A 25866-nucleotide genomic window follows, 5' to 3' on the forward strand; every position below is an offset into this window, starting at 1 on the left:
CAATATAATAGTCCTATAAAATCATGATTTTATAGGACTATTATATGATTTAAGAATCTATCTCATCTAAAACAGGACTTCAGGAGGGTATATTGTGAGTAAAAAGGTACGAGGTACGGTTACTGGGTTGTTAAGTGTTAGTATGCTTCTTGGTTCATTGGGTTCAGTGGAAGCTGCGCAAAAAGGAAATGATTTAGAGGGTCATTGGGCACGAAGCCAGATTCAAGACTGGATCAATAACGGCAACTTGAATGGATATGAGGATGGATCGGTAAAACCGAATAAGACTATCTCTCGTGCAGAGTTCATTTCTCTGATTAACCGTAGTTTTGGATACAATGAAGCGTCCGATATTTCTTTTGAAGATCTAGCATCTACGAACTGGGCGTATACGGATATCGCGAAAGCAGTCAAAGCAGGCTACGTTCAAGGTTATGAGAATAATACATTCCGCCCTGGAGCGAATGTGACTAGACAAGAAGCAGCAGTTATGATTTCGAAGCTTTTAGGTGTACAGAATAATAATTATGATGTTCTTAATCAATTTGTAGATCGTGAAACGATAGCGAACTGGAGTAAGGCTGCGGTAGCTTCTGTTGTAGAACAAGAAGTAATGAAAGGTTATCCGAATGATACATTTGCTCCGCTTCGGTCGCTGACCCGTGCAGAAGCCGTAGTTTTAATAGATAATGCACTAGCTAGCAAAAAAGAATTAAGCACGATTACATATGACGAAGCAGGAATTTATGGCTCAGAGACAAAAGAGACAGTCATCGAAGGTAACGTAATCATTAATGTACCAGGAGTTACACTGCAGAACACGGTCATTAAAGGAGACTTACTGTTTGCAAAAGGGATTGGCGCTGGAGACGTAACGATTAAAAATGTAAAGGTACATGGAACGACCAATGTAGAAGGCGGCGGCGAAAATTCAATTCATTTAGTCGATTCGGTTCTTCTGAATATTGTTGTTAATAAAAAGGATGGTACGGTTCGAATCGTAGCAGAAGGAACGACGACCACTCAAAACGTAGTGGTGAAGTCTTCTGTAAAACTAGAAGAGGATAAAGCAACAGGCGCCGGCTTTACTGATGTTGAATTGTCTAAAGAACTTCCTAAAAACAGTAAGGTAGTACTTAACGGATCTTTTGATGATGTTGATATTTATGCCACTTCCATGTCTGTAGAGCTTGTTCGGGGTTCAATCGAAAACATGCAAATTGACAAAGCTGCATTAGACAACGCAATAACGATTAGCAGCAACGCGAAAGTGATTCAACTTGTACTCGATGCAATCACTAAACTACTCGGTTCTGGAACCATCAACAAAGCTATCGTAAATGAAGGGGCGGCAGGATCTTCCTTTGAATCCAAACCAGGTCAGTTAGAGGGAGCTCAAAAAGACAACGTTACTGTTCCGGTTGCTCCTCCAGTTTCAGGTGGAGGCGGTACAAGCGGCGGCGGTGGAGGCAGTACCCCGACTCCGGTCGTTGTAGACAAATCCACTTTGTTCCAAACCTTATTGGTAGCTAGAGAACTGAATGAATCGGTAGAAGTAGGAACGGCAAAAGGTGAAGTTGATCAGGATAGTAAAAATGTATTCGCCTCTGCAATTGCAAACGCAGATATCGTATACCTTGATTCTTCTGCAACGCAAAGTACCGTAGATCAAGCTAATACAAAACTTAGTACAGCAATTACAGTGTTTGAATCGGCCATTATTAAAGAAGACACAGATCAGAAAGAAGAACTGAAAGCAGAGAAACAGCAATTGTTCTCTATTATTCTTGAGGCCAATAACCTGAACGATCATGTTTCAGTTGGTGAAAAAATAGGGGATGTTTCTCAGTCTGCAAAAGATCAGTTTACAAGCGCGATCCAAGTTGCCGAAGCTGTATATGCGGATGAAGCTGCGGAAGTAGCTACCGTCATTAACGCAAGAGCAGATCTCAGCACAGCGATTACTACTTTCAAGAATGCCATTATTAAAGAAGATCTGGGTGAGTCTGAAGTTGAAATTGCTAAGCAAGCCCTCTTTTCTACGATTGAGGAAGCCAAAGGAATAAACTTAGGAATTTCAGTTGGTAATGAGGTTGGACAAGTTTCTCAATCAGCAAAAGATCAATTTGATGGCGCCATCTCTGTAGCGGAGTCTGTGTACGCCAATGAGTCTTCTAGTGTATATGAAGTTAATCTTGCTAACGAAAACTTGAATGCTTCTATTAAAGAGTTCAGAGCAGCAGTAATCACTGATGAACAAAAAGAAGCTGAAGCTATCCTAGCGGCGAAACAAGTGTTGTTCTCTAACATCGAAATTGCAGTTCGTTTGAATAACCAATATGAAGCGGGTAGCCAGTTGGGTCAGGTTCCAGTTGAAGAAAAAGATGCTTTCGAAAACGTAATTACAGTATCGCGTGCTGTCTACGACAACTTGGGAGCAACACTTACCGAAGTTCAAACATCAAACACAGATTTGCAATCAGCGATTAAGAAATTTGAAGCATCCGTTATTGAAGAAGTGGAAGTTGCTACTGTTAGTGAGCTTAGAAAAGCTGTAGCTATCGATAATAATAAGATCAAGCTGACTGAGAACATCGTAGTGGACAGCGAAGGAATTGAGATTCACGGCCAGAATGTGCAAATTAACGGGAATACACATACGATTTCTTGGTCTGATGAAACTGTCAGCAAATTCGTTATATTTGGAAATAGTGTATCCATCTCCAATGTAACCTTTGAAAATTCCAATGATTATAATCTGCATGTGTACAAGGCAGAAGGCGTTGTTCTTACCGATGTTTCCTTCAAGAACTCGAAGAAAGGCGGTCTCTTAGTTAATGGTGCAGAAGTTACAGTAGAGAACGTCACGACTGAAGGGAATGAGTGGGGCGGCATTGAAGTTTCTAAAGGTGTTGAAGTTACAAGTAATCCTGTTCTAACGATAAAAGGAACAAGCAAGCATCCAGAGGATACGGCTATTTGGACAGATCCTGCAAACAATAATGATAATCCTCAAATTGTAGATGTAAACAATCAATATCGTAAACTGGGTCCGGTGAGTGGCTTCTACACTTATGTACTGAAAGATAGCTATCAAACGGTAAATACGCTTGCTGAGTTTGAATTAGCTGTTTCTTTGGACAACAACAAAGTAAAATTGGGTGCTGACCTAGTTGGAGCAGAGTCGGTTCGAATCAGTGGTGCTAATGTAGAGATCGACGGAGCGAATCACTCGATTTCAATCACGGGTAAAGGCAACAAGATGACTGTCGAGAACAACGGTGTGAAGATCAGTAATTTGACTGTGAAAGATTCTTCCGAATATAACCTGCACGTATATAATGCCGAGGGTGTTGTTTTGGAGAATGTAACCTTGAACAACTCTAAAAAGGGTGGCCTGTTGGTTAATGGCTCTAAAGTAACGGTACGCGATATTACGACAAGCAATAACAGCTGGGGCGGTATCGAAGTTGCAAAAGGTTCGGCTGAGAATCTATCCGCATCAACACTTACTGTTGAAGGAAAGAATACACATAGTGAAAATGTGGCAATCTGGACAGTGAATCCAAATGGTGAAGGCAACCAAGTAGTAGACGAAGCGGGAGAATATCGTTCCTATGAAGATGCGCGTCCTGGTAAGAAAGGATACACCAATTATATTTTGAATAATGCATACCAAGTGGTAAACACATTTGACGAACTGTCTGCAGCGGTAAAAGTAAATAACAATAAAGTTATGCTTGGAAGCGATATTGCTGAAGAGGGTAAGGTTTTGGAACTAACAGGAGAGAATGTAACCCTTCATGGTGGTAGCAAAACTCTTTCACTTACTGACGCGAATAACAGTTTCTTGATTACAGGTAATGGTGCTACGATCGTGAAACTTACTGTAAAAGATTCTGCTAAATACAATGTTCATGTGTATAACGCACAAAATGTGAAATTTGATTATGTTACTTTCGAAAATGCTGATAATGGTGGTTTGCTGATTAATGGTTCCACGGTGACAGTTAGCAATATTACAACCAGTAATAACAAGTGGGGCGGTATTGAAGTTTCCAAAGGTTCAGCTGAAAATCTATCCGCATCAACACTTACCGTTGAAGGAACCAATAAGCATAGTGAAGATGTGGCAATCTGGACGGTAAACCCAAATAATGAAGGGAATTCAGTTGTTGATGAGGCAAATCAATATCATGCTTCAGCAGATACCCGTCAAGGTAAAGAAGGATACACTAACTACAGTGCATATCAAGTAGTCAACACATTTGAAGAATTGTCTGCGGCAGTTAAAGTGGATAATAACAAAATCAAGCTCGGTACTTCCATTACTGAAACTGGGAAGCTGCTTGAGGTAATAGGTAGTAATGTAGTAATTGAAGGTAATAACAAAACTTTGAGTTTGAAAGAGGCAGGGAATAGCTTCCTCATTTTCGGAAGTGGAACCAAGGTGATGAACCTGACTGTCGCGAATTCAGCTGGCTATAACGTTCAAGTTTACAACGCAACTGATGTAGTATTGGACAATGTGACCTTGGACAGCTCTAAAAAGGGTGGCTTACTCGTTAATAGTGCTAGCGTGACTGTAAACAAAATAATTACAAAAGGTAATGCTTGGGGCGGTATTGAAGTCTCCAAAGGTGTTAACGTTCAGGAACAGCCGAGCTTAACGATTACAGGTACAAGCAAGCATGATGAAGCTGTAGCGATCTGGACAGATCCTGCAAACGGAAGTGTGCCTGTAGTTAATGATGTACAGAGTCAATATGAAGTAAACGATGCAACAGATAAAGAGGGTTTTAAATACTACACATTGAAGAGTGCTATTGCGGAATAAAGCCTGACGATATCTCTCGATTTCTCAGATGATGCGTGTTTATTGTTGCATTTCGGTTCATGAAATTAATAATATTATTAATTTTCTAGCTCACATGAAGATAAGACATATTCATAATGTTGTTTATTGTGAAATTGGACGCTGACTGGTGAAGTATTTCCATAGTTCGACATACTTTTCATTTCATCCAAAAACAAGTGGAAAAAGGACTAATTCGGCATGAAATATTAACATTGATATGTTATATATTTGAAGGTAATCATTTTCTTTTCCAATTGACAATGGATAACTTTGGGTGGTATAGTCTGAATTGTGAGCTAGGCTCACTTCATTTGATGACGAAGGGAATGTTCGTGCATGCAAGGTAAAGTTAAATGGTTTAACGCAGAAAAAGGTTATGGTTTCATCGAAACTGAGGATGGCGGCGATGTATTCGTACATTTCTCCGCAATTCAATCCGAAGGATTCAAAACTTTGGAAGAAGGTCAATCCGTAGAATTCGAGATCGTTGAAGGCGCGCGTGGACCACAAGCAGCTAACGTAATCAAATTATAATCATCCCGGCTTAGCCCGACCTACATATACGGTTAGATGGTTAACAATTGTATATTAGCTAGCGTCAAACCTTGAGACTTCTGTCTCAAGGTTTTTATTTTTTATGTAGATAAACCTAGTGGTTTTTTCCAATTCTAAAGATGAACAGAGCAATAATATGAGGTGTTTTTCTACTGTTAAACTCAAATTTAATAGACGTATTAAGAGCTTGTAAAGACCCTCTCAAAAAGGGATATTATATGAAGAATTAACTCTACTATTAACCGGATATAACCCTTCTCAAACGATCTTTATAAAATTGTCACATCTCTTTATTATCAGCAGGTAAAACGCCTTCATTTTTTTACTTTGCCATAACAATCATGTTATAATCAGGGTGTAAAGGAAAAGGAGGAGTGCCCTATGAATTTGAGTATTCGAGGACAACAAATCGAGGTTACTGATGCTTTGAAAGATTACGTAGATAAGAAGCTGAATAAACTGGAAAAGTATTTTGACGAACCTCTTACCTCTGATGGCAATGTTACACTAAGCGTGAATCGAGGCCTACACACCGTAGAGGTAACAATCCCGATGAAAGGTCTTGTGCTACGTGCAGAAGATGAGAGCAATGATATGTATGCATCCATCGATGCGGTAGTGGACAAGCTAGAACGTCAGATTCGGAAGCATAAAACAAAGATCAATCGTAAATTCCGCCAAGAGGGCAATTTGAAAACTCTCTTTGTAGAAGATGTTCCAGCAAGCACGTCTCCGGTAACGGATGAGGAACTTGATATGGAAAATGATGATCTGGAAGTCGTACGCACGAAGCGTTTCTTACTCAAACCAATGGATGTGGAAGAAGCAATCTTGCAAATGAACATGGTCGGCCATAACTTCTTTGTATTCTCCAACATTGAGAATAATGAAGTAAGCGTCGTTTATAAACGGAATGACGGTAAATATGGCTTAATTGAGAAAGAATAAGATCTTTTAGTGCTTACGCAAATAGCCGACAATATTAGGCTCCATTCCTGATATTTCCCTTATGCATCACTTATGACTAGGCATGAATGTTTCTGTATCGTGATAGTAAGAGCCTCCATTCTACGGAATGGGGCTCTTTTTTGATTTTATATTTCCACATATTGTATGTGAAATTAGCGAAACATATGAAACATGCTTTGCGTCTATATATATACATGGAGTAAGAACCGAGACTTTGCCATAAATCCTATAAGATGGAGGGCAAATCGAGTAAAATAAAGGGTTCTCCGTGTTGCGACAGTCTTGACAAACTGTTACAATTTAGGCAAAACCATTTTCGATTGTAGTCCGGGTTTTGGACTTAATTCATAATGGATATGTTTCGATATAAATGAAATAGTAACATCAGCTTGTGCATGTAAGAACTTTTAATGAATTCAACATTGGAGTTCCTAACATTACCCTTAGCATGCCGAGTTTGATTATAACATCTGTTTGCACGAAAGGGGTTAACCATGCTAGGACTAGTGAAGAAGATCTTCGGCGACACCAACGAGCGTGATGTCAAACGTCTGATGAAGACGGTCGATGTAATTAATAAACTGGAACCGGAATTTACCGCGCTTTCCGACGCTCAGCTACAAGGTAAAACGGAGGAATTCCGTTCTCGTATTGAAAAAGGAGCTACGCTCGACGAATTATTGCCTGAAGCTTTTGCCACGGTGCGTGAAGCGTCCAAACGGGTCCTGAATAAACGTCATTATGATGTGCAGCTGATTGGTGGTATTGCCCTTCATGAAGGCCGTATTGCAGAGATGAAGACGGGTGAAGGTAAAACTCTCGTAGGTACCCTTCCTGTTTATCTGAATGCATTATTAGGTAAAGGGGTCCATGTTGTTACCGTCAACGATTATCTTGCTCAACGGGACAGCCAGGAGATGGGACAGATCTATGAATTCCTCGGAATGAACGTCGGAATTAACCTTAACGGAATGGATCATGCTTCTAAACAGGCCGCATATGGTTGCGATGTAACTTACGGTACAAACAATGAATACGGATTTGATTATCTTCGCGATAATATGGTGCTTTATAAAGAGCAAATGGTACAGCGTCCGCTTTACTATTGTATTATTGACGAGGTGGACTCCATCTTGGTCGATGAAGCTCGTACACCACTTATCATTTCGGGACAGGCACAAAAATCAACTGAACTTTATTTTGCAGCAGATCGTTTTGTTAAGAAATTGACTGCAGAAGAAGATTTTACAGTGGATATTAAAGTGAAGTCCGTTGCTCTTACAGAAGCAGGGGTTGCTAAGGCAGAACGTGCTTTTGGTATTGAGAATTTGTATGACCAAGCTAACGTTACACTGAATCACCATGTTGTACAGGCTCTAAAAGCAAATGTAATCATGCGCCGTGACGTGGATTACGTGGTAGCTGATGATGAAGTTGTCATTGTTGACGAATTCACAGGTCGCTTAATGGCTGGACGTCGCTACAGTGATGGTCTTCACCAAGCGATTGAAGCAAAAGAAGCAATCCAAGTTCAAAATGAGAGTATGACGCTTGCTACGATTACATTCCAGAACTATTTCCGGATGTACAAGAAGCTTGCAGGTATGACGGGTACAGCGAAGACTGAGGAAGAAGAGTTCAAAAAGATTTATGGACTTGAAGTATTACAAGTACCGACGAATCGTCCGAACCAACGTGATGATATGGCGGATGTTGTATACAAAAGTGTGGAAGGCAAGTTTAAAGCCGTTGTTGATGAGATCGTGGAGCGTCATGCAAAAAGACAGCCAGTTCTCGTAGGTACAATTTCGATTGAAAACTCGGAAGTTCTCTCTGAAATGCTGAAACGCAAAGGCGTGAAGCATCAGGTACTGAACGCAAAATACCATGCGGAAGAAGCTCAGATTATTTCCGGTGCTGGACAGGCGGGTGCAGTCACGATTGCAACCAATATGGCTGGACGGGGTACGGATATTATTTTGGGTGAAGGCGTGGCTGAATTAGGCGGTCTTCATATCATTGGTACAGAACGTCATGAATCTCGTCGAATTGATAATCAGTTGCGTGGTCGTGCCGGTCGTCAGGGTGATCCGGGTTCAACACAGTTCTACCTTTCCCTTGGAGATGAACTGATGAAGCGTTTTGGTGCGGATAACGTACTGAACATGATGGAACGCCTTGGATTTGAAGAAGATCAACCGATTGAGAGTAAAATGATTACGCGTGCCGTTGAATCCGCACAAAAACGGGTTGAGGGCAACAATTTTGATATGCGTAAAGTCGTACTCCAATACGATGATGTAATGAATCAACAACGTGAAGTTATTTACAAACAACGCCGTGAAGTTCTGGAGTCCGAGAATATCAAAACCATTGTTATGGAAATGATTCGCGGAACCATTCAACGTAATGTAGAAGCACACTGTGCGGACGATATTCCTGAGAATTGGGAACTTCAAGAAGTGGCAGACTATATAAACAGCAAGATGCTAGAAGAAGGCGCCCTTACAAGAGACGATCTATGGGGTAAAGAAGTTGAAGAGATTATCGAGTTCATCTTCACTAAGGTACAGGAGAAATATGATGCACGTGAAGAACGTATCGGAGAAGAAATGGTTCGTGAGTTCGAGAAAGTTATCGTGCTTCGTTCTGTAGATAGCAAGTGGATGGACCACATCGATGCGATGGATCAACTTCGTCAAGGTATTCACCTCAGAGCATACGGCGGTACAGATCCGCTTCGCGAATACCAGTTTGAAGGGTTTGCGATGTTCAACGAGATGATCTCTACCATTCAGGAAGAAGTTGCTACCTATGTGATGAGAGCTCAAATCGAGAGCAACCAAGAGCGTCAAGCGGTAGTTGACGAGAACAAGATTTCGACTAGCGGGGAGCCTGCTGAGAAACGTCCGGTAAAAGTAGACGACCAGATCGGACGTAACGATCCTTGTCCTTGTGGTAGCGGCAAAAAATACAAGCAGTGCCACGGTCAAACTTCGTAATTGGCCATACAATAACATAAACATCTGAAACACCCATACAGCTCCTTGGAGCTTGCCAGTAATGACGGCAGGCTCTAATGGGGCTTTATCTACAGTAAAGAGAGGAATTTGCAGTATGATCGATCCATCCGTAAAACAGGATTTGCGCGAAATTAGCAAGAAACTAACCAACCTTAGGGGGTCTCTTTGACTTAGACCTCAAGCATGAAATGATTGCTAACTTTGAAGAGAAAATGTCGGCTCCTGATTTCTGGGACGATAGTGATAAAGCACAAGCTCTCATTTCCGAGATGAATGCCGTAAAAGGTTCCGTAGATGAATATTCTAAGTTACAGCAGGAATATGATGACGCTACGATGATGATAGAGCTAGCTGATGAAGAAGGCGATGAGGATATCGCAGCAGAAGTCGGAGAGACCGTGAAATCACTTGTTAAAAAGCTGGATGATTTCGAGCTTCAATTGCTGCTTGATCAGCCTTATGACAAAATGAACGCCATTCTTGAGCTGCATCCAGGTGCGGGCGGTACTGAGTCCCAGGATTGGGGCCAAATGCTGCTTCGCATGTATACACGCTGGGCCGAGAAACATGGATTCAAGGTGGAAGTATTAGATTATCTAGCCGGAGATGAAGCGGGCATCAAAAGTGTGACCCTCTCCATTAAAGGATATAATGCTTACGGTTATCTGAAGGCAGAAAAAGGAGTACATCGACTTGTCCGGATTTCACCATTTGACTCTTCTGGACGCAGACATACCTCATTCGTATCTTGCGATGTTGTTCCGGAGATTACGGAAGACGTGGAAGTCGACATCAGGACTGAGGATTTGAAGATTGATACGTACCGAGCTAGTGGTGCAGGTGGACAGCATATCAATACGACGGATTCGGCTGTTCGTATTACCCATCTACCAACAGGTGTCGTGGTAACGTGTCAGAATGAACGTTCTCAGATCAAAAACCGTGAGCGGGCCATGACTATGCTTCGTTCAAAGCTCTATGAACGTAAACTAGAAGAGCAAAGAAAGCATCTGGATGAAATCCGAGGAGAACAGTCGGATATTGCTTGGGGCAGCCAGATCCGCTCCTACGTGTTCCATCCCTATAGTATGGTAAAGGATCACCGTACAAGTGTAGAGTCAGGGAACGTAGGTGCTGTAATGGACGGCGACCTCGATCCTTTTATCGATAGCTATCTCCGCAAGCAAATTAAGGTGGAGTCTGAATAATTTATAGGAAATTCCTACATGGTAAAGAGTAAGTAACCGTGTAGGAATTTTTTTGCTGATTAAAAGGATTTTAAATCAATGCGAAATTATTATTTCTTAAGGGGAGAACGAAAAGCAATGCAGCAAGCACAGCAACCCAAAAACAGAAGATTGAACTCCATCATTCCGATCGATGGACCGAAAAGGATAGCACTTGATACGATCTTAATTATGTTTGGAGCATTTATTATGGCGATTGCCTTTAATTTATTCCTTGTTCCGAATCAGATTGCATCAGGCGGCGTTTCTGGTATTTCCATTTTGGCCAAAGAAGCTCTAGGATTTGAGCCTGCTTTTACCCAGTGGGCACTTAACATCCCTCTCTTCATTGCCGGGTACCTCATTCTGGGCAGACAATACGGTATTCGCTCTTTACTAGGAAGCATTATGCTCCCGTTCTTTGTTTATTTGACGAGTAGTTGGGTTGTGCCCACAAGTAATCCGCTTTTGGCATCCATTTTTGGTGGTATCGGTGTAGGACTTGGGATCGGAATTGTGTATCGTGGCCGAGGGTCGACTGGTGGGCTTACGATCCTAGCACAAATCATTCAGAAATTTAGCGGTTTGCGACTCTCGCTGTGTATCATGATGCTCGATGGAGCAGTTATCATCCTCGCGGGGTGGGTACTATCTCTTGAGAACTCACTATTTGCCCTTATTAGCTTGTATGTTACGGGGAAAATGATAGATACGGTGGAAATGGGCTTTGGGACGTCTAAAGTTGCCTATATCATCTCCAATCATACGGAGCTGATCACGAAGGCTATTCTATCTGATCTGGATCGTGGTCTAACAAAGCTCTCTGCACAAGGAGGGTATACGGATGATGATCGGACAGTGCTTATGGTGGTTGTTGGACAGAATGAAATCGCAAGATTAAAAACGCTGGTGCGTTCCGTCGATCCCAACGCCTTTGTGACGATTACCAATGCACATGAAGTGCTAGGTGAGGGATTCACTAGAAACTAATCTTTAAATAAGCTCATAAGAGTACAAAAAAGGGGCAGACCGTAAACATCGGTTTGCCCCTTTTGGTATTCATAAAAATCATTTTATAAAATCGGTGACAGCAGTCTTGAGATCGACTCTTTGAAGCGAATCCAGAGGGAACGCTGTTTGTAGTGTTCCTCTGTCAGCTCGGCAGAGAGCTGCAAGTCTTTTTCGAAAGCATCGGTCAGTTGTTGAGCGATACTAGCGTCGTAGATAAATGCATTGATTTCAAAGTTCAGACGGAAGCTGCGTACATCAAAATTGGCAGATCCAATCGTTGCAATTTTATTATCGACAATAATCATTTTGGTGTGGAGAAATCCATTGTCATAAACATAAATTCTTGCTCCAACTTTGATTAGTTCGCCAATATAGGAAGTGGTTGCCCAGTATACAAACATATGATCCGGCTTATTGGGAATCATGATTCGTACATCAATTCCGGATAGACAAGCAATTCGGACCGCATCCAGCATGCTCGCATCAGGGATAAAATAAGGCGTCTGTATAATAATTGATTTTTTGGCTGCAGCAATCATTTTGATGTACCCATTCTTGATATGTTCAATTTCTGCGTCAGGTCCACTTGTTACGATTTGCATGCCAACATGGCCTGTTACTTCCGGCTCAGGGAAATGAGCGGGTACAAACATAATGTCATGATAACGAGACGCTTCGTTCCAGTCCATTATAAAACGAGCTTGTAGTGTAGCAACAGCCGTTCCTTGAATACGCAGGTGCGTATCGCGCCAGTATCCGAACTTTTTGTCGAGACCAAGGTATTCATCTCCGACGTTGAACCCGCCAGTATAGCCGATTTTCCCATCAATAATGACCAATTTACGGTGATTACGGTAGTTTAGACGTAAGTTGATTGGACTCAGCTTAGATGGGAAAAATACTTCTACTTTACCTCCAGCCTCAATCAATTCCTTAAAGAAACGTTTTCTTAGCGTTCTAGAGCCAAGTGCATCATAAAGCAGTCTTACATATACACCTTCCTTGGCTTTCTTAATGAGAGCATCCCGAATCCGTTTCCCTAAACCGTCAGACCGATATATGTAGTATTGGATGTGAATATGGTCTTTCGCATTCTCAATATCCGCAAGCAGATTATCAAACTTCTGATGACCGTCTACGAAGATATCTACCTTGTTGTCTTCTGTAAACAAAGCCCCATTCTGAATGAGATGCATGTAGATGAAGTCTTTGTATTCCAAGGTGTCCTGTTTTCGAAACGGGAAATCTTTTTCCTGTAGATGATGAATTTGGTCAACGACCATCTGATCGATGTTAAGTTTAGCCCGTTCTTTCCATTGGAAGAGACGATAACGGGTAAGATTTTGACCAAGTAACAGGTATAGAATGAATCCGAGAATCGGAATAAAGGTGAGCACGAGCAGCCACGCCCATGTCGAGGTAGCGTCCTTTCGTTCCAAGAAAATAACAGCGGCCGCAAACAGCATGTTAATAACGAGGAAGACAATAGAGCTGATGTGATTAATATCCAAAGTGATAGCCCCTTTAAATTGTATGATATAGAGGTTAATTACCCTATTAAGCATCATAACACTCACTTGAAGACATCGGAAATAGATATTTCATTCTTTGTAAAGTATATATTTTACTAAATTAATAAGAATGATTTCAATTACATGGAATAATTGTATAAAGTATTGTATTTATATAAACGCGGATGTATAATAATGCACATCGATAAATTATGGACGTCTATTTTAGCAGTTTTATCCTAGAAAATGGTTTCTTTTATACATAGGAAAATACTACCTTTTATGAAATGGAGACAACACAATATGACTCAGAAATGTAAAGTAGCCATCGTTGGTTCTACAGGATATGGTGGAGTGGAACTTATTCGATTTTTATATCATCATCCCAAAGTGGAAATCACTTCCGTTATTTCTTCGTCCACAAGCGGTGTATCTATTGCCGAAGGGTTCCCTCATTTAAATGGTATTGTAGATCAGAAGTTAGATGGAATTGATATAGCGACGATGGCAGAGCAGGTGGATCTGGTATTTACAGCTACTCCATCCGGTGTTAGTACAAAGTTGGTTCCGCAGCTACTTGATGCAGGTTTGAAGGTGATTGATCTTTCTGGAGATTTCAGACTCAAAGATGGTTCGGAATACGAAACGTGGTACAAACACAGTCCAGCAGAAGATAAGTATCTGGAAGAGGCAGTGTACGGATTATGCGAGATCTATGGGGAGAACGTAGAGGGTGCTTCTTTTATATCAAACCCAGGATGTTATCCAACGGCGACACTTCTTGGATTGATTCCAGCGATCAAGGCAGGAATGATAGATTACCGAAGCATTATTATAGATGCAAAGTCAGGTGTGTCTGGTGCGGGTCGGGGAACGAGTTTAACTTCACATTATGCAGAGATGAATGAGAATTTTAAAGCTTACAAGGTGAACAAACATCAGCATATTCCTGAAATTGAGCAGGTTCTTGGCGAACAGGCCGGCGAGCCGGTTACCGTTACGTTTACCACACATCTTGTTCCGATGACGAGAGGAATTATGAGCACGATGTACGCACAACTCAGTGGAAATTATAGCAATCAGGATTTTATAGATGTATATAAGCAGTACTATGAGAACAGATCGTTTGTAAGAATTCGCGAACAAGGCTCTTGGCCAGCTACGAAAGAAGTGTTTGCTTCTAATTATTGTGATATTGGCTTTGCTGTAGATGAACGGACTGGGCGGGTTACGATCATTTCGGTTATCGATAATATCGTTAAAGGCGCAGCTGGTCAAGCGATACAAAATTTGAATCTGATGATGGGCTGGGAAGAGCAGACAGGTCTCGGATTTTTACCAGTATATCCATAAAGTGAATCGGATAGCCGTACCGTAAGCGATGAGTTTATTCACACGTTCGTGTTGTTGAGACAGCTGTGTTTTTATTTCATTTATCTGATGGAATGGGGAGAGGTTATGGGACAGGTTACATATCAAGCGTTTCAGGTCGTGTCTGGGGGATCTATCGTATCACCGCAAGGATTTAAGGCAGGGGGATTACATTGTGGTCTGAAAAAAGCAGAGCGTAACGATCTTGGTGTCATTACATGTGAAGTTCTTGCGAATGCAGCGGCAGTGTATACAACAAACGTATTTCAAGCAGCACCGCTTAAAGTAACAAGAGAGAGTTTGCAGAGCGGTAAACTACAGGCCATCGTCGTGAACAGCGGTAATGCGAATGCAGTTACGGGGCAGCAAGGTGAACAAGATGCTTATGCAATGAGGTCAGCTACTGCAAAAGAACTCGGTATCGCTGAAGAGAATATAGCGGTTGCCTCCACAGGTGTAATTGGTGAATTGTTAAATATGGAACGGGTGCATGCGGGTATCAAAGGTTTGCCTGCAAAAATAGGTTCTGGAACGGAAGAAGCAAATGAGTTTTCGCAAGCTATTCTGACAACGGATTTGGTGAAAAAGGAAGTTTGCGTTCGCACTCTAGTGGACGGAAAAGAAGTTACGATTGCGGGTGCTGCCAAAGGCTCAGGAATGATTCATCCGAACATGGCGACGATGCTCGCTTTTGTTACTTGTGACGCGGAGATTGATCAAGCTGCGCTTCAAAGTCTGCTTGGTAAGTCTACGGATGCAACATTTAATATGATCACGGTTGATGGAGATACAAGTACCAATGACATGCTCATTGCTATGGCGAGTGGGCTTGCCGGAAATGAGTCGCTTCATCCAGAACATAAGGATTGGCAAGCATTCGCAGAAGCATTCAGTTATGTATGCGAAGTATTAGCTAAGGCGATAGCAAGAGACGGAGAAGGAGCTACCAAATTAGTCGAGGTGAATATTGACGGTGCAGTATCTGAGGACTCCGCAAGAGCGATTGCTAAAACAGTCATTGGGTCCAGTCTCGTAAAATCCGCTATGTTTGGAGCAGATGCAAATTGGGGACGAATTATTGCCGCTGTTGGCCGTGCCGGGGAGCCGGTTCAGCCGGATGAGGTCGATGTAAAGCTCGGATCTATTTTGGTGTTATCAGGATCACGTCCTGTTTATTTTGATGAAGAAGAGGCGCTTCGTTATTTACAAGGTGATTCGGTTCAGATCTACGTGGATTTGCATGGCGGGAGCGGAAAGGCAACTGCTTGGGGCTGTGATCTGACATACGATTATGTACGAATTAACGCAGCTTACCGGACCTAAAAGACGGTCGCAACTTTTTTACGAGGAAGGGGATAGAAACGTGACGATAACACATAAGAGTGAGCAAACAGAAACATTAGCGAAGGGACCGGCGAGTACCTTTGTTATGAAATGCGGAGGCAGTACGCTTGCTGCACTACCGGCCTCTTTTTTTGAAGACTTGCATGAGCTCCAGACGGAAGGAATGCAGCCTGTTATTGTTCACGGCGGGGGTCCTGCCATTTCAGAAAATCTAGCAAAACTAGGGATTGAGACGGAGTTTGTAAATGGTTTGCGAAAAACGACGGAGCCTGTACTAGATGTAGTAGAGATGGTCCTTGCGGGAAGCATTAATAAGCAGATTGTCCGTCTAATACAAACTTCTGGTGGCAAAGCGTTAGGTCTCTCGGGTGTAGATGGAGGGCTCATTCAGGCAGAACCTGTAAGTAATCATGTAGAAGTTGGTCATGTGGGGGATGTAACCGGAGTAGAAGCAACTATCATTCAAGGGATACTTGAAATGGGATATATGCCTGTCATTGCTCCTATTGGTATAGATAAAGAGGGTCAGCGCTACAACATCAACGCAGATACAGCGGCGGGAGCAGTAGCTTCTCACCTAGGTGTAGAACGAATGATTGTGGTAACAGATGTACCTGGAATTATGAAAAATGTAAATGGAATAAAAGAAGTATTGCCCTCAGTAACGGTGCAAGAGATTCAGACTATGATCCAGACCGGAGAAATTTACGGAGGAATGATTCCAAAAGTAAAAGCAGCCATTGCATGTATCCACGGTGAGGTGAAGGAAGTCGTTATTGTGGACGGAAGCGAGCCTGGAGTACTCAGTCGGGTAGTTAAAGGGGAAACCATAGGAACTCGAATCGTACAGATGTAATTCATAAATAAGCCTTAAGTAACTAGACGCATACGCGTATCCATGGACAGGAGAGTGAAAAAATGACCGTTACCAACCCATCTCAGCACAGTGTTGCGGAATCGCAGGCAGATCAGCAAAGCACGGTGGCCTCTGAAAGTTCCCTTTTTCCAACCTATGCTCGTTATCCTCTGAATCTTGTGAAAGGGAAGGGAAGTTATCTGTGGGATGATCAAGGGAATCAATATCTTGATTTCATGAGCGGACTCGCGGTAACCAATTTGGGTCATGCACCGGACGGGGTTATTGCCAAAGTAAAAGAGCAGCTGGATGAACTATGGCATGTATCAAATCTGTTCCATATTCCTGCTCAAGAAAAGGCAGCGGCATTGCTGACGGCAAACACTTGTGCAGATGCTGTGTTCTTCTGTAACAGTGGTGCTGAAGCGAACGAAGCAGCAATTAAGCTTGCGAGAAGATATCAACAAAAAGTGCTTGGGAAGGGCCGCTTTGAAATCATTACTTTCAAGCAATCTTTTCATGGACGTACGCTCGCAACATTGACTGCAACGGGTCAGGACAAGGTTAAAGAAGGTTTCCTTCCTCTTCCAGAAGGATTTGTTCATGTACCTTTACATGACATTCCAGCTCTGAAAGAAGCTATTGGACCGCATACAGCGGCCATTATGCTCGAAATGATTCAAGCAGAAGGCGGAATTCATGTCGTTGAACCAGCGTTTTTGGCAGAAGTCAAAGCTCTGTGTGAGGAACATGGACTGTTGCTTATTATGGATGAGGTTCAGACGGGAATGGGCCGGACAGGGAAATTGTTTGGACACGAACATTATGGAATCGAACCAGATATTTTCACTGTTGCCAAAGGAATTGCAAGCGGCTTTCCGGTGGGAGCGATGCTCGGTAAAGGATATCTTCGTGAAGCGTTCACCGCCGGCAGTCATGCAACGACATTTGGAGGAACTCCTCTAGCGATGTCAGCGGTTCTTGCAACGGTTGAGACCATACTTGAGGATAACCTTCCTGCTCGTGCTGCGGAGATGGGCGATTATTTAATGGAGTCACTACGTACTCACTTGGCAGAGCAACCTTTTGTTACGGAGATTCGCGGAAAAGGCCTGATCGTTGGAATCGCGTGTAAAGAAGCAGTTGGCGAGATTGTCCTTGCTGGACAGAAAAAAGGATTCTTATTTGTGACCGCAGGACCGGATGTTATCCGTTTTCTGCCGAACCTGTACGTGACCAAAGAAGAGATCGATACGGCGGTATCGCTGATCGTGACGTTGATTGAAGAACATGTCGCTGCCAAAGCAACGATAGGAGGAGAATAACATGGCGATTACACAACTGAGTCTGAAAGGCCGGGACTTTATTGAATTTACGGATTATACAAGTGAGGAGATTGAGTATCTTCTGCAGCTTGCGATCGATATCAAGAAGAAGCAAAAAAGCGGAGAAGTATACCAACCGCTAAAGGGTAAAACCATTGGACTTATTTTTGAAAAATCATCAACGCGTACTCGTGTGTCCTTTGAAGTAGGTATGTTTCAACTTGGGGGCCACGCTTTATTCTTGAGCAAAAATGATATCCAGCTGGGCCGCGGGGAAACGATCAGTGATACGGCTCAGGTGCTGTCCCGTTACCTTGATGGGATCATGATCCGTACATTTGCTCATAGCAATGTAACTGAGCTCGCTAAATATGCCGATATTCCTGTGATTAATGGACTGAGCGATGACGCCCATCCTTGTCAGGTACTAGCTGACTTCCAGACCGTACTTGAGCATAAGGGCAAACTGAAAGGCCTGAAAATGGCATATGTCGGTGACGGTAACAATATGGCACATTCTTTGATGCTGGGAGCTGCAAAGCTGGGTGTACATGTATCTGTAGCGAGCCCGACTGGATATGAACCGTCTGCGGTTATTGTGGATCAGGCGAAAGTTATAGCCAAAGAGACCGGTGCTGAGGTAGTCGTAACCAATAGTGCACAGGAAGCAGTACAAGATGCAGACATCATCTATACAGACGTTTGGGCGAGCATGGGCTTCGAAGAGGAGCAGAAGGCGCGTGAGGCTGCTTTTGCTGACTATCAGGTAGATGAGGAGCTTGTAAAAGGGGCGAAGCCAGATTACATCTTCTTGCATTGTCTGCCTGCGCATCGCGGTGAAGAAGTAAGCGAAGGAGTTATTGATGGCCCGAACTCTGCCATCTTTGATCAGGCTGAGAATCGCCTGCATGCACAGAAAGCATTAATGGCTGCATTAATGGGCTAATAACGTTTCTGACTTGAGTATGCTTTCTACCATGATCGTACAAGAACATAGTTTTTTCTTACAAAAATGACAAACGGATACTCGTTTGGTGTTAGAATATGGAATAGGCTTGCTTGGTGCTGATTGAGTGATGATGTAAGCAAAAATCAATTGAAATTAATTTATGTTTTAAAGGTTTGAGCTTTTAAGGTTTAAGTTTTTAAGGTTTACGGTCTTTAGGTTTTAGCACAGTGAGCGAGTGATCACAAGCTGCCTGTGCAAAGGTACTTAATTTTAGATTCTTTTTATTATTTTTATGTTGAGGCTTGTAATACCACTTCAGGGAGAAGTTATTGGATAATGAACGACTTTTGGCTTTGCGAAGCAAAACAACCGGAGTGAATTAGCCAATAACGAGCCCGTCGCATTACCAATAACGAGCCCGTCGCAATGAACGAGGAGGAACCAACATGGCAAAAGAGAAAATAGTACTAGCCTATTCTGGTGGATTGGATACGTCCGTCATTCTGAAATGGCTGAAAGAAACATATGACGCAGAAATTATTGCATTTACCGCAGATATTGGACAAAAAGACGAGTTAGACGGTCTAGAGGAAAAAGCACTGGCTACAGGAGCATCCAAAGTATACATTGACGATCTCCGCGATGAGTTCGCTAAAGACTTCATTTACCCAATGTTCCAAGCAGGAGCGATGTACGAAGGACAATACCTGCTCGGTACAAGTATTGCTCGTCCGCTTATCGCAAAACGTATGGTCGATATTGCGATTGCGGAAGGAGCAACCGCGATTGCCCATGGAGCGACAGGTAAAGGTAACGACCAAGTTCGTTTTGAGCTGAATGCAGCGGCACTTACACCGGATATTGCGGTTATTGCCCCTTGGCGTCTGGAAGAGTTCCGTAACCAGTTTCCTGGACGTGCAGAGATGATTGCTTATGCAGAACAACATGGCATTCCAGTAACGGCATCTGCGGCGAAGCCATACTCTACGGACCGTAATCTATTACATATCAGCTATGAAAGTGGTGTACTGGAGGATCCTTGGTTTGATGCAAGTGCTCCTGAGAATAAGGAAATGTTCTTACTAAGTAATGATCCTGAAGATGCACCGGATGAAGCAGAGTATCTAGAGCTTGAATTTTATAAAGGTGACTGTGTTGCCTTGAATGGCGAGAAGCTTAGTCCGCTAGAAGTTATGGAGAAACTGAATGAGCTTGGTGGCAAACACGGAATTGGCCGTGTTGATATGGTCGAAAACCGTTTTGTCGGCATGAAGAGCCGTGGTGTATATGAAACTCCGGGTGGAACGATCTTGTTCACTGCTCATCGCAAAATGGAGTCCATCACGATGGACCGTGAAGTGATGAACCTGCGTGACAGTCTGATTACTCGTTACAGTACACTAGTGTATAACGGTTTTTGGTTTGCTCCGGAGCGTCTTGCCCTTCAAGCCCTCGTTACAGAGAGTCAGAAGAACGTAACAGGAACGGTTCGTGTGAAGCTGTTCAAAGGTAACATTATTGGTGCTGGTGTGAAAAGCCCAGTCAGCTTGTATAATCCAGACATTGCGACAATGGAAGCTGATCCAACCCAAGCGTATGACCAAGGGGATGCTACAGGTTTCATTCGTTTGAATGCACTTCGACTGAAAGTCGGATCCGGCGTGGCACAGAATCAATAAGAGCAGCTATATAAGGTAAGGAGACGAAAGGCCGTTCCTTGATAAGTAACAGGGGCGGTCTTTGTCCATGAGATGTGAAAGGGAGGCAGCGACATGAGTAAACTATGGGGCGGGCGGTTCACCAAACAGACGAACCATCTGGTAGAAGAATATACAGCATCCATCAACTTTGACAAAGCATTAGCAGAAGAGGATATTCAGGGCAGTCTGGCTCATGTGACGATGCTAGGGAAATGCGGCATTTTACCTCAGGCAGATGTGGAGACGATTAAAGAAGGTTTGCAGACGGTACTTGATAAAATCCGTTCTGGCCAGATCGAATTTTCCGTATCCGATGAAGATATCCACATGAATATTGAGAAGAATCTGATTGAACAAATCGGTCCTGTGGGTGGAAAATTACATACTGGACGCAGCCGGAATGATCAGGTAGCGACAGATATGCATTTATACTTGCGTGCGCGGGTCATCGAAATTGTCGGTATGCTCCATACGTTGCAAGAGGCACTCATTGGACAAGCTAGAGAAAATGTGGACACCATCGTACCTGGTTATACCCATTTACAAAGAGCACAGCCGATTTTGTTTGCTCATCATCTGATGGCTTATGTATCTATGTTCCAGCGGGATGCAGAGAGACTGATGGACAGTTACAAACGAATTAATGTACTTCCACTCGGTGCGGGGGCGCTTGCAGGTACAACATTCCCAATCGACCGTCATTTTGTGGCAGAGCAACTGCAATTCGATCGTGTATACGAGAACAGTTTGGATGCAGTTAGTGACCGTGATTTTATTGTGGAGTTCCTGGCGGACGCATCACTAATCATGATGCATTTGTCGCGTCTTAGTGAAGAACTTGTGCTGTGGAGCAGTACAGAATTCGGATTTGTAGAGCTGGATGATGCCTTCTGTACGGGAAGCAGTATTATGCCGCAGAAGAAAAACCCGGATGTACCGGAACTTGTTCGCGGTAAAACCGGCCGTGTCTATGGTAATCTCATAGGGCTGCTTACGGTCCTCAAATCTTTGCCACTCGCTTATAACAAGGATATGCAGGAAGATAAAGAAGGTATGTTTGATACGGTAGCGACACTAGAAGGTGCTTTGCAGCTGTTTGCTCCGATGATTGCCACGATGAAAGTGAACAAAGGTCGTATGCGTGAAGCGGTAAATAAAGACTTCTCTAACGCAACGGATATTGCGGATTTCCTTGTAAACAAAGGCCTTCCTTTCCGTCAGGCTCATGAAGTCATTGGTAAAACGGTGCTCTACTGTATTCAGAACGGCAAATATTTGCTAGATCTTTCGCTGGAGGAGTTCAAACAGTTCTCAGAATTGTTTGACGACGAAATATACGCTGTACTGCAACCGGAAGCGGTAGTGAATGCACGGAACGTTTACGGGGGAACAGCTTCCGATCAAGTATCCGATGCGATTAAGCGGAGTGAAGCGATTATGCGTCTAACAAACCAGTGGCTTGTTGAGCATGCGGAAGCGTAAAAATATAACGAACGGGCGTGTCCCGTGCGTTATAAACAATTATTAAAAAAGAGAGCAGCCTACCGAGCTGCTCTCTTTTTTAATGTGCTTTTCCTTATCTCAATCTTTACTGAAGGAAATACTTAGAGGGGAAGCCACTTTAACACATCCTGGATGCGGGCATCCCAATAACCCCATTCATGTTCGCCTGGTCCTTCAATGTAAGTGAAGTCTAAGTTTGTTTGCTCTGCTGCTGAACGGAAAGAAAGGTTATCTTCATACAAAAAGTCTTCCGTACCACAGCACTGGAACAATTTTGGCTTAGGGGCGTCCTTTTGTTCACATTGTTTCAGAAGCCACATTAAATCATTCTCGGTACCTTTGATATGGTCACCAAAAATCCGTTTGAACTCCGTGTCCGCTCCCTGATGTTCTTTCATCCGCTCCAAGTGATTCGCCATGTCGAGTGCACCCGATAGGCTTGCAGCTGCAGCATACGATTCGGGTAAACTCAAAGCCATCTTTATCGCGCCATAACCACCCATAGATAAGCCGGCAACAAAGTTGTCTTCTCGTGCTGCAGATAAAGGGAAGAAGGAGCGGGCGAGAGTTGGAAGTTCTTCAGATATGTACTTAAAATAAGCGCTTCCTTCAGCCATATCCGTATAAAAGCTGCGATGAACGTTTGGCATAACAACAGCAATGCCGTAAGCGGATGCATAACGTTCAATGGAAGTACGGCGGAGCCAGATTGAATCATCATCAGACAGACCATGAAGGAGATATAGTGTCTTATGAAGTCCTTTGCTTTGCTTGGTGTCGACTCCAATCTGTGTAGAAGTTTCCTGAGGCAAAATGACGTGCATCGTAGTATTTATACCGAGTATTTCCGAATAAAAATGACTTTGCATAAGTGCCATGAGTTGTACTCCTTCCGTTGTTACAAGATGAAAGACGGTGTTACTCCTATCTATTATAACGAAAACTTCTAGAGAAACTCCATACAATAAAGTGATGAGGGTAAGTAAAAATCCACAGCTTATTGAATAAACGTAGCTTAAAAAAGGAATTCATACACAACGTTATACCCATCTTGTGCATAACATTGTGTTATTCACATACTAATCGCAAACTGATATTGATCATTACGTATTTATGCACAGATCTATGCACATTACCCACAGTCAAGACGGTATTTTTTCGAATTCAATGCCAATTTGTGAATAAACAGAGAGAAAAACAACGTTTTTTGAAAAGTTATCAACAGCTGGATAAGTAGATATTTATTTTATTTATTATAATTAATTTCTCGAATTCAAGAGAAAAAGGGCTTTGTATCAAGAAAAATCGTAAAAATGATCGTAACACACATTTACAGCGTAACAATGTTATGTTACATTGTTTTCAGGGGGTTGGTTTCAAATGCCTGAAGATTTAATATCAAAGAAAGAACTTTTGGAAATCACTGGGATATCATACGGTCAACTATATCGTTGGAAGCGAAAAAACCTAATTCCGGAGGATTGGTTTATACGTAAATCTTCTTTTACAGGACAGGAGACTTTTTTTCCTAGGGAAAGCATCTTATCACGAATTGACCGAATAAAAAATATGAAAGATGATCTTTCTTTAGATGAATTGGCAGATATGTTCTCTCCATCGGTGAGTAATAAGGTGCTTACACGAGTGGAAATGGAACAAAAACATCTGGTAACACCGATTTCAATACACCTTTATATGGAGAGTGGGCTTGGAAAAGAGAACCAGACTTTTTCTTTTGAAGAAATGTTGTGCATCTATGTTCTGGACCAGGCTCTCGCCAGTGGTCATATGACTCGTGAGGAAGGCATTCTGCTCGTGCAGACGTTTCAACAGTATTACGCCAAGTTTCAAGATAAGGGCTGTGACATGATTTTGACCCGTAAGATGGGAGTTCCCATATTTACCATCGTAAGTACAGGGAGTGATGTGTACTTTGACACGGGAGTGAAAGAAGTATTGCGTTTATCACTGGGAACCTATCTGGAGCAACTGAAAGTCAAAATAAGTGAGTCGGAGGGATAGAAATGATGAATGAACAAACCAGACATGACTTAAATATTTCAGGTGTTGGCAAATCAGCGGGTGGTGTGTACCGTCATGTTCGAGTGGATGGGGTCGGAAAGTTTTCAAGTGATATGGATTGTGTGAGCTACGAAGTGAATGGTAATTCGGGATTACAAGGAAACCTTCGCTGTGAGCGGTACGTGGTGAATGGGGCAGCCAGTGTTCAAGGCAATATGATTGCTGAGGAATATCAAGTAAACGGAAGCAGTAAGATTGAAGGCGGAGCAGACACGAAACAGACGCGTATTGATGGGATTTGTACGATTAGAGAAAATCTAGAAACAGACAAACTGATTGTGAATGGGAAAGCAACGGTAGATGGTAAATTGATCGCAAGCCATGTAGAGATAGCAGGGGGAATCACAATAGGGAAAGATGTTGAATGTGAGACCATTGAAGTACAGGGTGGTTTTAAGATCAAGGGTATGCTGAATGCAGGTACTGTAGATATTATGCTCCATCATCGTTGTGAGGTAGAAGAAATCGGTGGAGAGCAAATTCAGGTGCGCCGTAAATCTAGGGTAAGATTACTGGATCAGTTTGTCCCGGCAATGACACCAAGGCTGAAGACCAAAATCATTGAAGGTGACGATATTTATTTAGAGCATACTCATGCAGAGACGGTCAGAGGAAGCCGGATTTCCATTGGACCTGGTTGTGAAATTGGTGTAGTGGAATACAGTGTGTCTTACGAACAGGATCCAGAATCCGAAGTGAGACAGCATATCCATGTGTAAGGCGTAGGGAGGAAGTTAGGATATATGATAACAGGGTACAGGAGCGAACGAATGGATAAGGATATCAAGATTACAGGTACGGGAAGCTCAGCAGGCGGCACATTTCAGAATGTGAAAATTGTGGGTGAAGGTACTATTCATAGCGATGTAGTTAGCAGTTTCTTTAAATGTACGGGAACAGCGGTGGTGAATGGACATCTTCGAAGCAATGAAACTAAGCTTACGGGTAATCTCAAGGTTCAGGGAGATATATATGGGGACTCCATTAAAACGAGTGGTCAGTTAGAAGTAGGAGGTAAGCTTGAAGTTCGTCAGGTGAAGTTGTATGGAGATACCACCGTAAGAAATTCCATCCAGAGTGAAAGTTTTAAAGGGGCAGGCTCTGTTCGTCTTCATGGGGACTGTAATGCAGAACAATTGACAATTAGAGGAGAAATTCAAGCTTCTGGAATGCTTAATGCAGAACATATTGATATTGTACTGTACGGGCTTTGCAAAGCTACTGAAATCGGTGGTCATTCCATAAAGGTGAAGAGAACATTTATGTCCTCCTTGCTAAATATGTTTGGTCAGAACCGTCACAGAGATCTGATTGCAGAGACAATCGAAGGAGACGTTATTCATTTGGAGTACACGGAAGCCAAAGTGGTCAGAGGGCGCAAGGTGTACATTGGACCAGGATGCAAGATTGGGCTTGTTGAGTATAGTGAATCCTACAGAGAGCATTCGGACGCTAAAATAGATGCATGCAACCAGATCGGTTCTTTATAAATTCAGTGGGTAGGATGAAATACTCCATGATTATGATGAAAAATAAATAAATAACCCGGGCCCTGAAGTACTGGACCGGGTTATTGTTGTTTT

The 25866-nt window shown here is 42.7% G+C and carries 18 protein-coding genes; 16 read left to right on the forward strand and 2 right to left on the reverse strand.

Annotated features, from left to right (window positions below; translation table 11 throughout):
• The first annotated feature begins 94 nt into the window (after positions 1-94).
• The 6 genes from KFT32_RS21620 (at position 95) to KFT32_RS21645 (ending at position 11621) form a co-directional block, all read left to right on the forward strand.
• Positions 95-4837 carry an S-layer homology domain-containing protein gene (locus KFT32_RS21620; protein WP_211749549.1) on the forward strand — a complete coding sequence of 1581 codons (4743 nt, stop codon included), beginning with the start codon at positions 95-97 and terminating at the stop codon, positions 4835-4837.
• A gap of 357 nt (positions 4838-5194) precedes the next feature.
• The gene (locus KFT32_RS21625; protein ID WP_009594275.1) at positions 5195-5392 is read left to right on the forward strand and encodes a cold shock domain-containing protein; all 198 of its coding nucleotides are present in this window, start codon (positions 5195-5197) and stop codon (positions 5390-5392) included.
• Between the two features lie 402 nt (positions 5393-5794).
• Positions 5795-6361, forward strand: a complete 567-nt coding sequence (gene hpf, locus KFT32_RS21630; RefSeq protein ID WP_211749550.1) for a ribosome hibernation-promoting factor, HPF/YfiA family — start codon at positions 5795-5797, stop codon at positions 6359-6361.
• 515 nt (positions 6362-6876) lie between these two features.
• Positions 6877-9384, forward strand: coding sequence for a preprotein translocase subunit SecA (gene secA / locus KFT32_RS21635; protein WP_211749551.1), 2508 nt, complete (start codon positions 6877-6879; stop codon positions 9382-9384).
• A gap of 115 nt (positions 9385-9499) precedes the next feature.
• Positions 9500-10613, forward strand: a protein-coding gene (prfB, locus tag KFT32_RS21640) for a peptide chain release factor 2 (protein WP_211749580.1) whose coding sequence is annotated in 2 segments (ribosomal slippage) — positions 9500-9571 and positions 9573-10613 — 1113 coding nt in all. Because the reading frame shifts where the segments join, the coding sequence is not laid out codon by codon here.
• Between the two features lie 117 nt (positions 10614-10730).
• On the forward strand, positions 10731-11621 hold the full coding sequence (locus tag KFT32_RS21645) for a YitT family protein (protein WP_211749552.1): 891 nt from the start codon (positions 10731-10733) through the stop codon (positions 11619-11621).
• Between the two features lie 83 nt (positions 11622-11704).
• Here KFT32_RS21645 and cls read toward each other — a convergent pair whose 3' ends face one another.
• Positions 11705-13153 carry a cardiolipin synthase gene (gene cls / locus KFT32_RS21650; protein WP_283246461.1) on the reverse strand — a complete coding sequence of 483 codons (1449 nt, stop codon included), beginning with the start codon at positions 13151-13153 and terminating at the stop codon, positions 11705-11707.
• A gap of 303 nt (positions 13154-13456) precedes the next feature.
• Between cls and argC the strand changes: the two genes are divergently transcribed.
• From argC to argH, 7 genes are all read left to right on the forward strand, one after another.
• Positions 13457-14506 (forward strand): N-acetyl-gamma-glutamyl-phosphate reductase, encoded by a 1050-nt coding sequence (gene argC, locus KFT32_RS21655; protein WP_211749553.1) that lies wholly within the window; start codon positions 13457-13459, stop codon positions 14504-14506.
• Positions 14507-14611: 105 nt separating this feature from the next.
• Positions 14612-15847, forward strand: coding sequence for a bifunctional glutamate N-acetyltransferase/amino-acid acetyltransferase ArgJ (gene argJ, locus KFT32_RS21660; protein ID WP_211749554.1), 1236 nt, complete (start codon positions 14612-14614; stop codon positions 15845-15847).
• Positions 15848-15953: 106 nt separating this feature from the next.
• Complete coding sequence (gene argB / locus KFT32_RS21665) at positions 15954-16724, forward strand: acetylglutamate kinase (RefSeq protein WP_211749582.1); 771 nt, start codon at positions 15954-15956, stop codon at positions 16722-16724.
• A gap of 62 nt (positions 16725-16786) precedes the next feature.
• Positions 16787-18049, forward strand: coding sequence for an acetylornithine transaminase (locus KFT32_RS21670; RefSeq protein ID WP_211749555.1), 1263 nt, complete (start codon positions 16787-16789; stop codon positions 18047-18049).
• 1 nt (position 18050) lies between these two features.
• Positions 18051-18995, forward strand: a complete 945-nt coding sequence (gene argF, locus KFT32_RS21675; RefSeq protein ID WP_211749556.1) for an ornithine carbamoyltransferase — start codon at positions 18051-18053, stop codon at positions 18993-18995.
• Positions 18996-19444: 449 nt separating this feature from the next.
• Entirely contained in the window at positions 19445-20677 is a 1233-nt protein-coding gene (locus KFT32_RS21680; protein ID WP_211749557.1) for an argininosuccinate synthase, read from the forward strand.
• 93 nt (positions 20678-20770) lie between these two features.
• The gene (gene argH / locus KFT32_RS21685) at positions 20771-22180 is read left to right on the forward strand and encodes an argininosuccinate lyase (RefSeq protein ID WP_211749558.1); all 1410 of its coding nucleotides are present in this window, start codon (positions 20771-20773) and stop codon (positions 22178-22180) included.
• Positions 22181-22302: 122 nt separating this feature from the next.
• Here argH and KFT32_RS21690 read toward each other — a convergent pair whose 3' ends face one another.
• Positions 22303-23079, reverse strand: a complete 777-nt coding sequence (locus KFT32_RS21690; protein WP_211749559.1) for an alpha/beta hydrolase — start codon at positions 23077-23079, stop codon at positions 22303-22305.
• A gap of 502 nt (positions 23080-23581) precedes the next feature.
• Between KFT32_RS21690 and KFT32_RS21695 the strand changes: the two genes are divergently transcribed.
• From KFT32_RS21695 to KFT32_RS21705, 3 genes are read left to right on the forward strand one after another with little or no spacing between them, the layout of a single operon-like run.
• Positions 23582-24223 (forward strand): YhbD family protein, encoded by a 642-nt coding sequence (locus KFT32_RS21695; protein ID WP_211749560.1) that lies wholly within the window; start codon positions 23582-23584, stop codon positions 24221-24223.
• Positions 24224-24225: 2 nt separating this feature from the next.
• Positions 24226-25002, forward strand: a complete 777-nt coding sequence (locus tag KFT32_RS21700; RefSeq protein WP_211749561.1) for a cytoplasmic protein — start codon at positions 24226-24228, stop codon at positions 25000-25002.
• Positions 25003-25053: 51 nt separating this feature from the next.
• Complete coding sequence (locus tag KFT32_RS21705) at positions 25054-25773, forward strand: hypothetical protein (RefSeq protein ID WP_211749562.1); 720 nt, start codon at positions 25054-25056, stop codon at positions 25771-25773.
• The last annotated feature ends 93 nt before the right edge of the window (positions 25774-25866 follow it).

The organism is Paenibacillus sp. Marseille-Q4541, from assembly GCF_018310695.1.
Taxonomy (GTDB): Bacteria; Bacillota; Bacilli; order Paenibacillales; family Paenibacillaceae; genus Paenibacillus.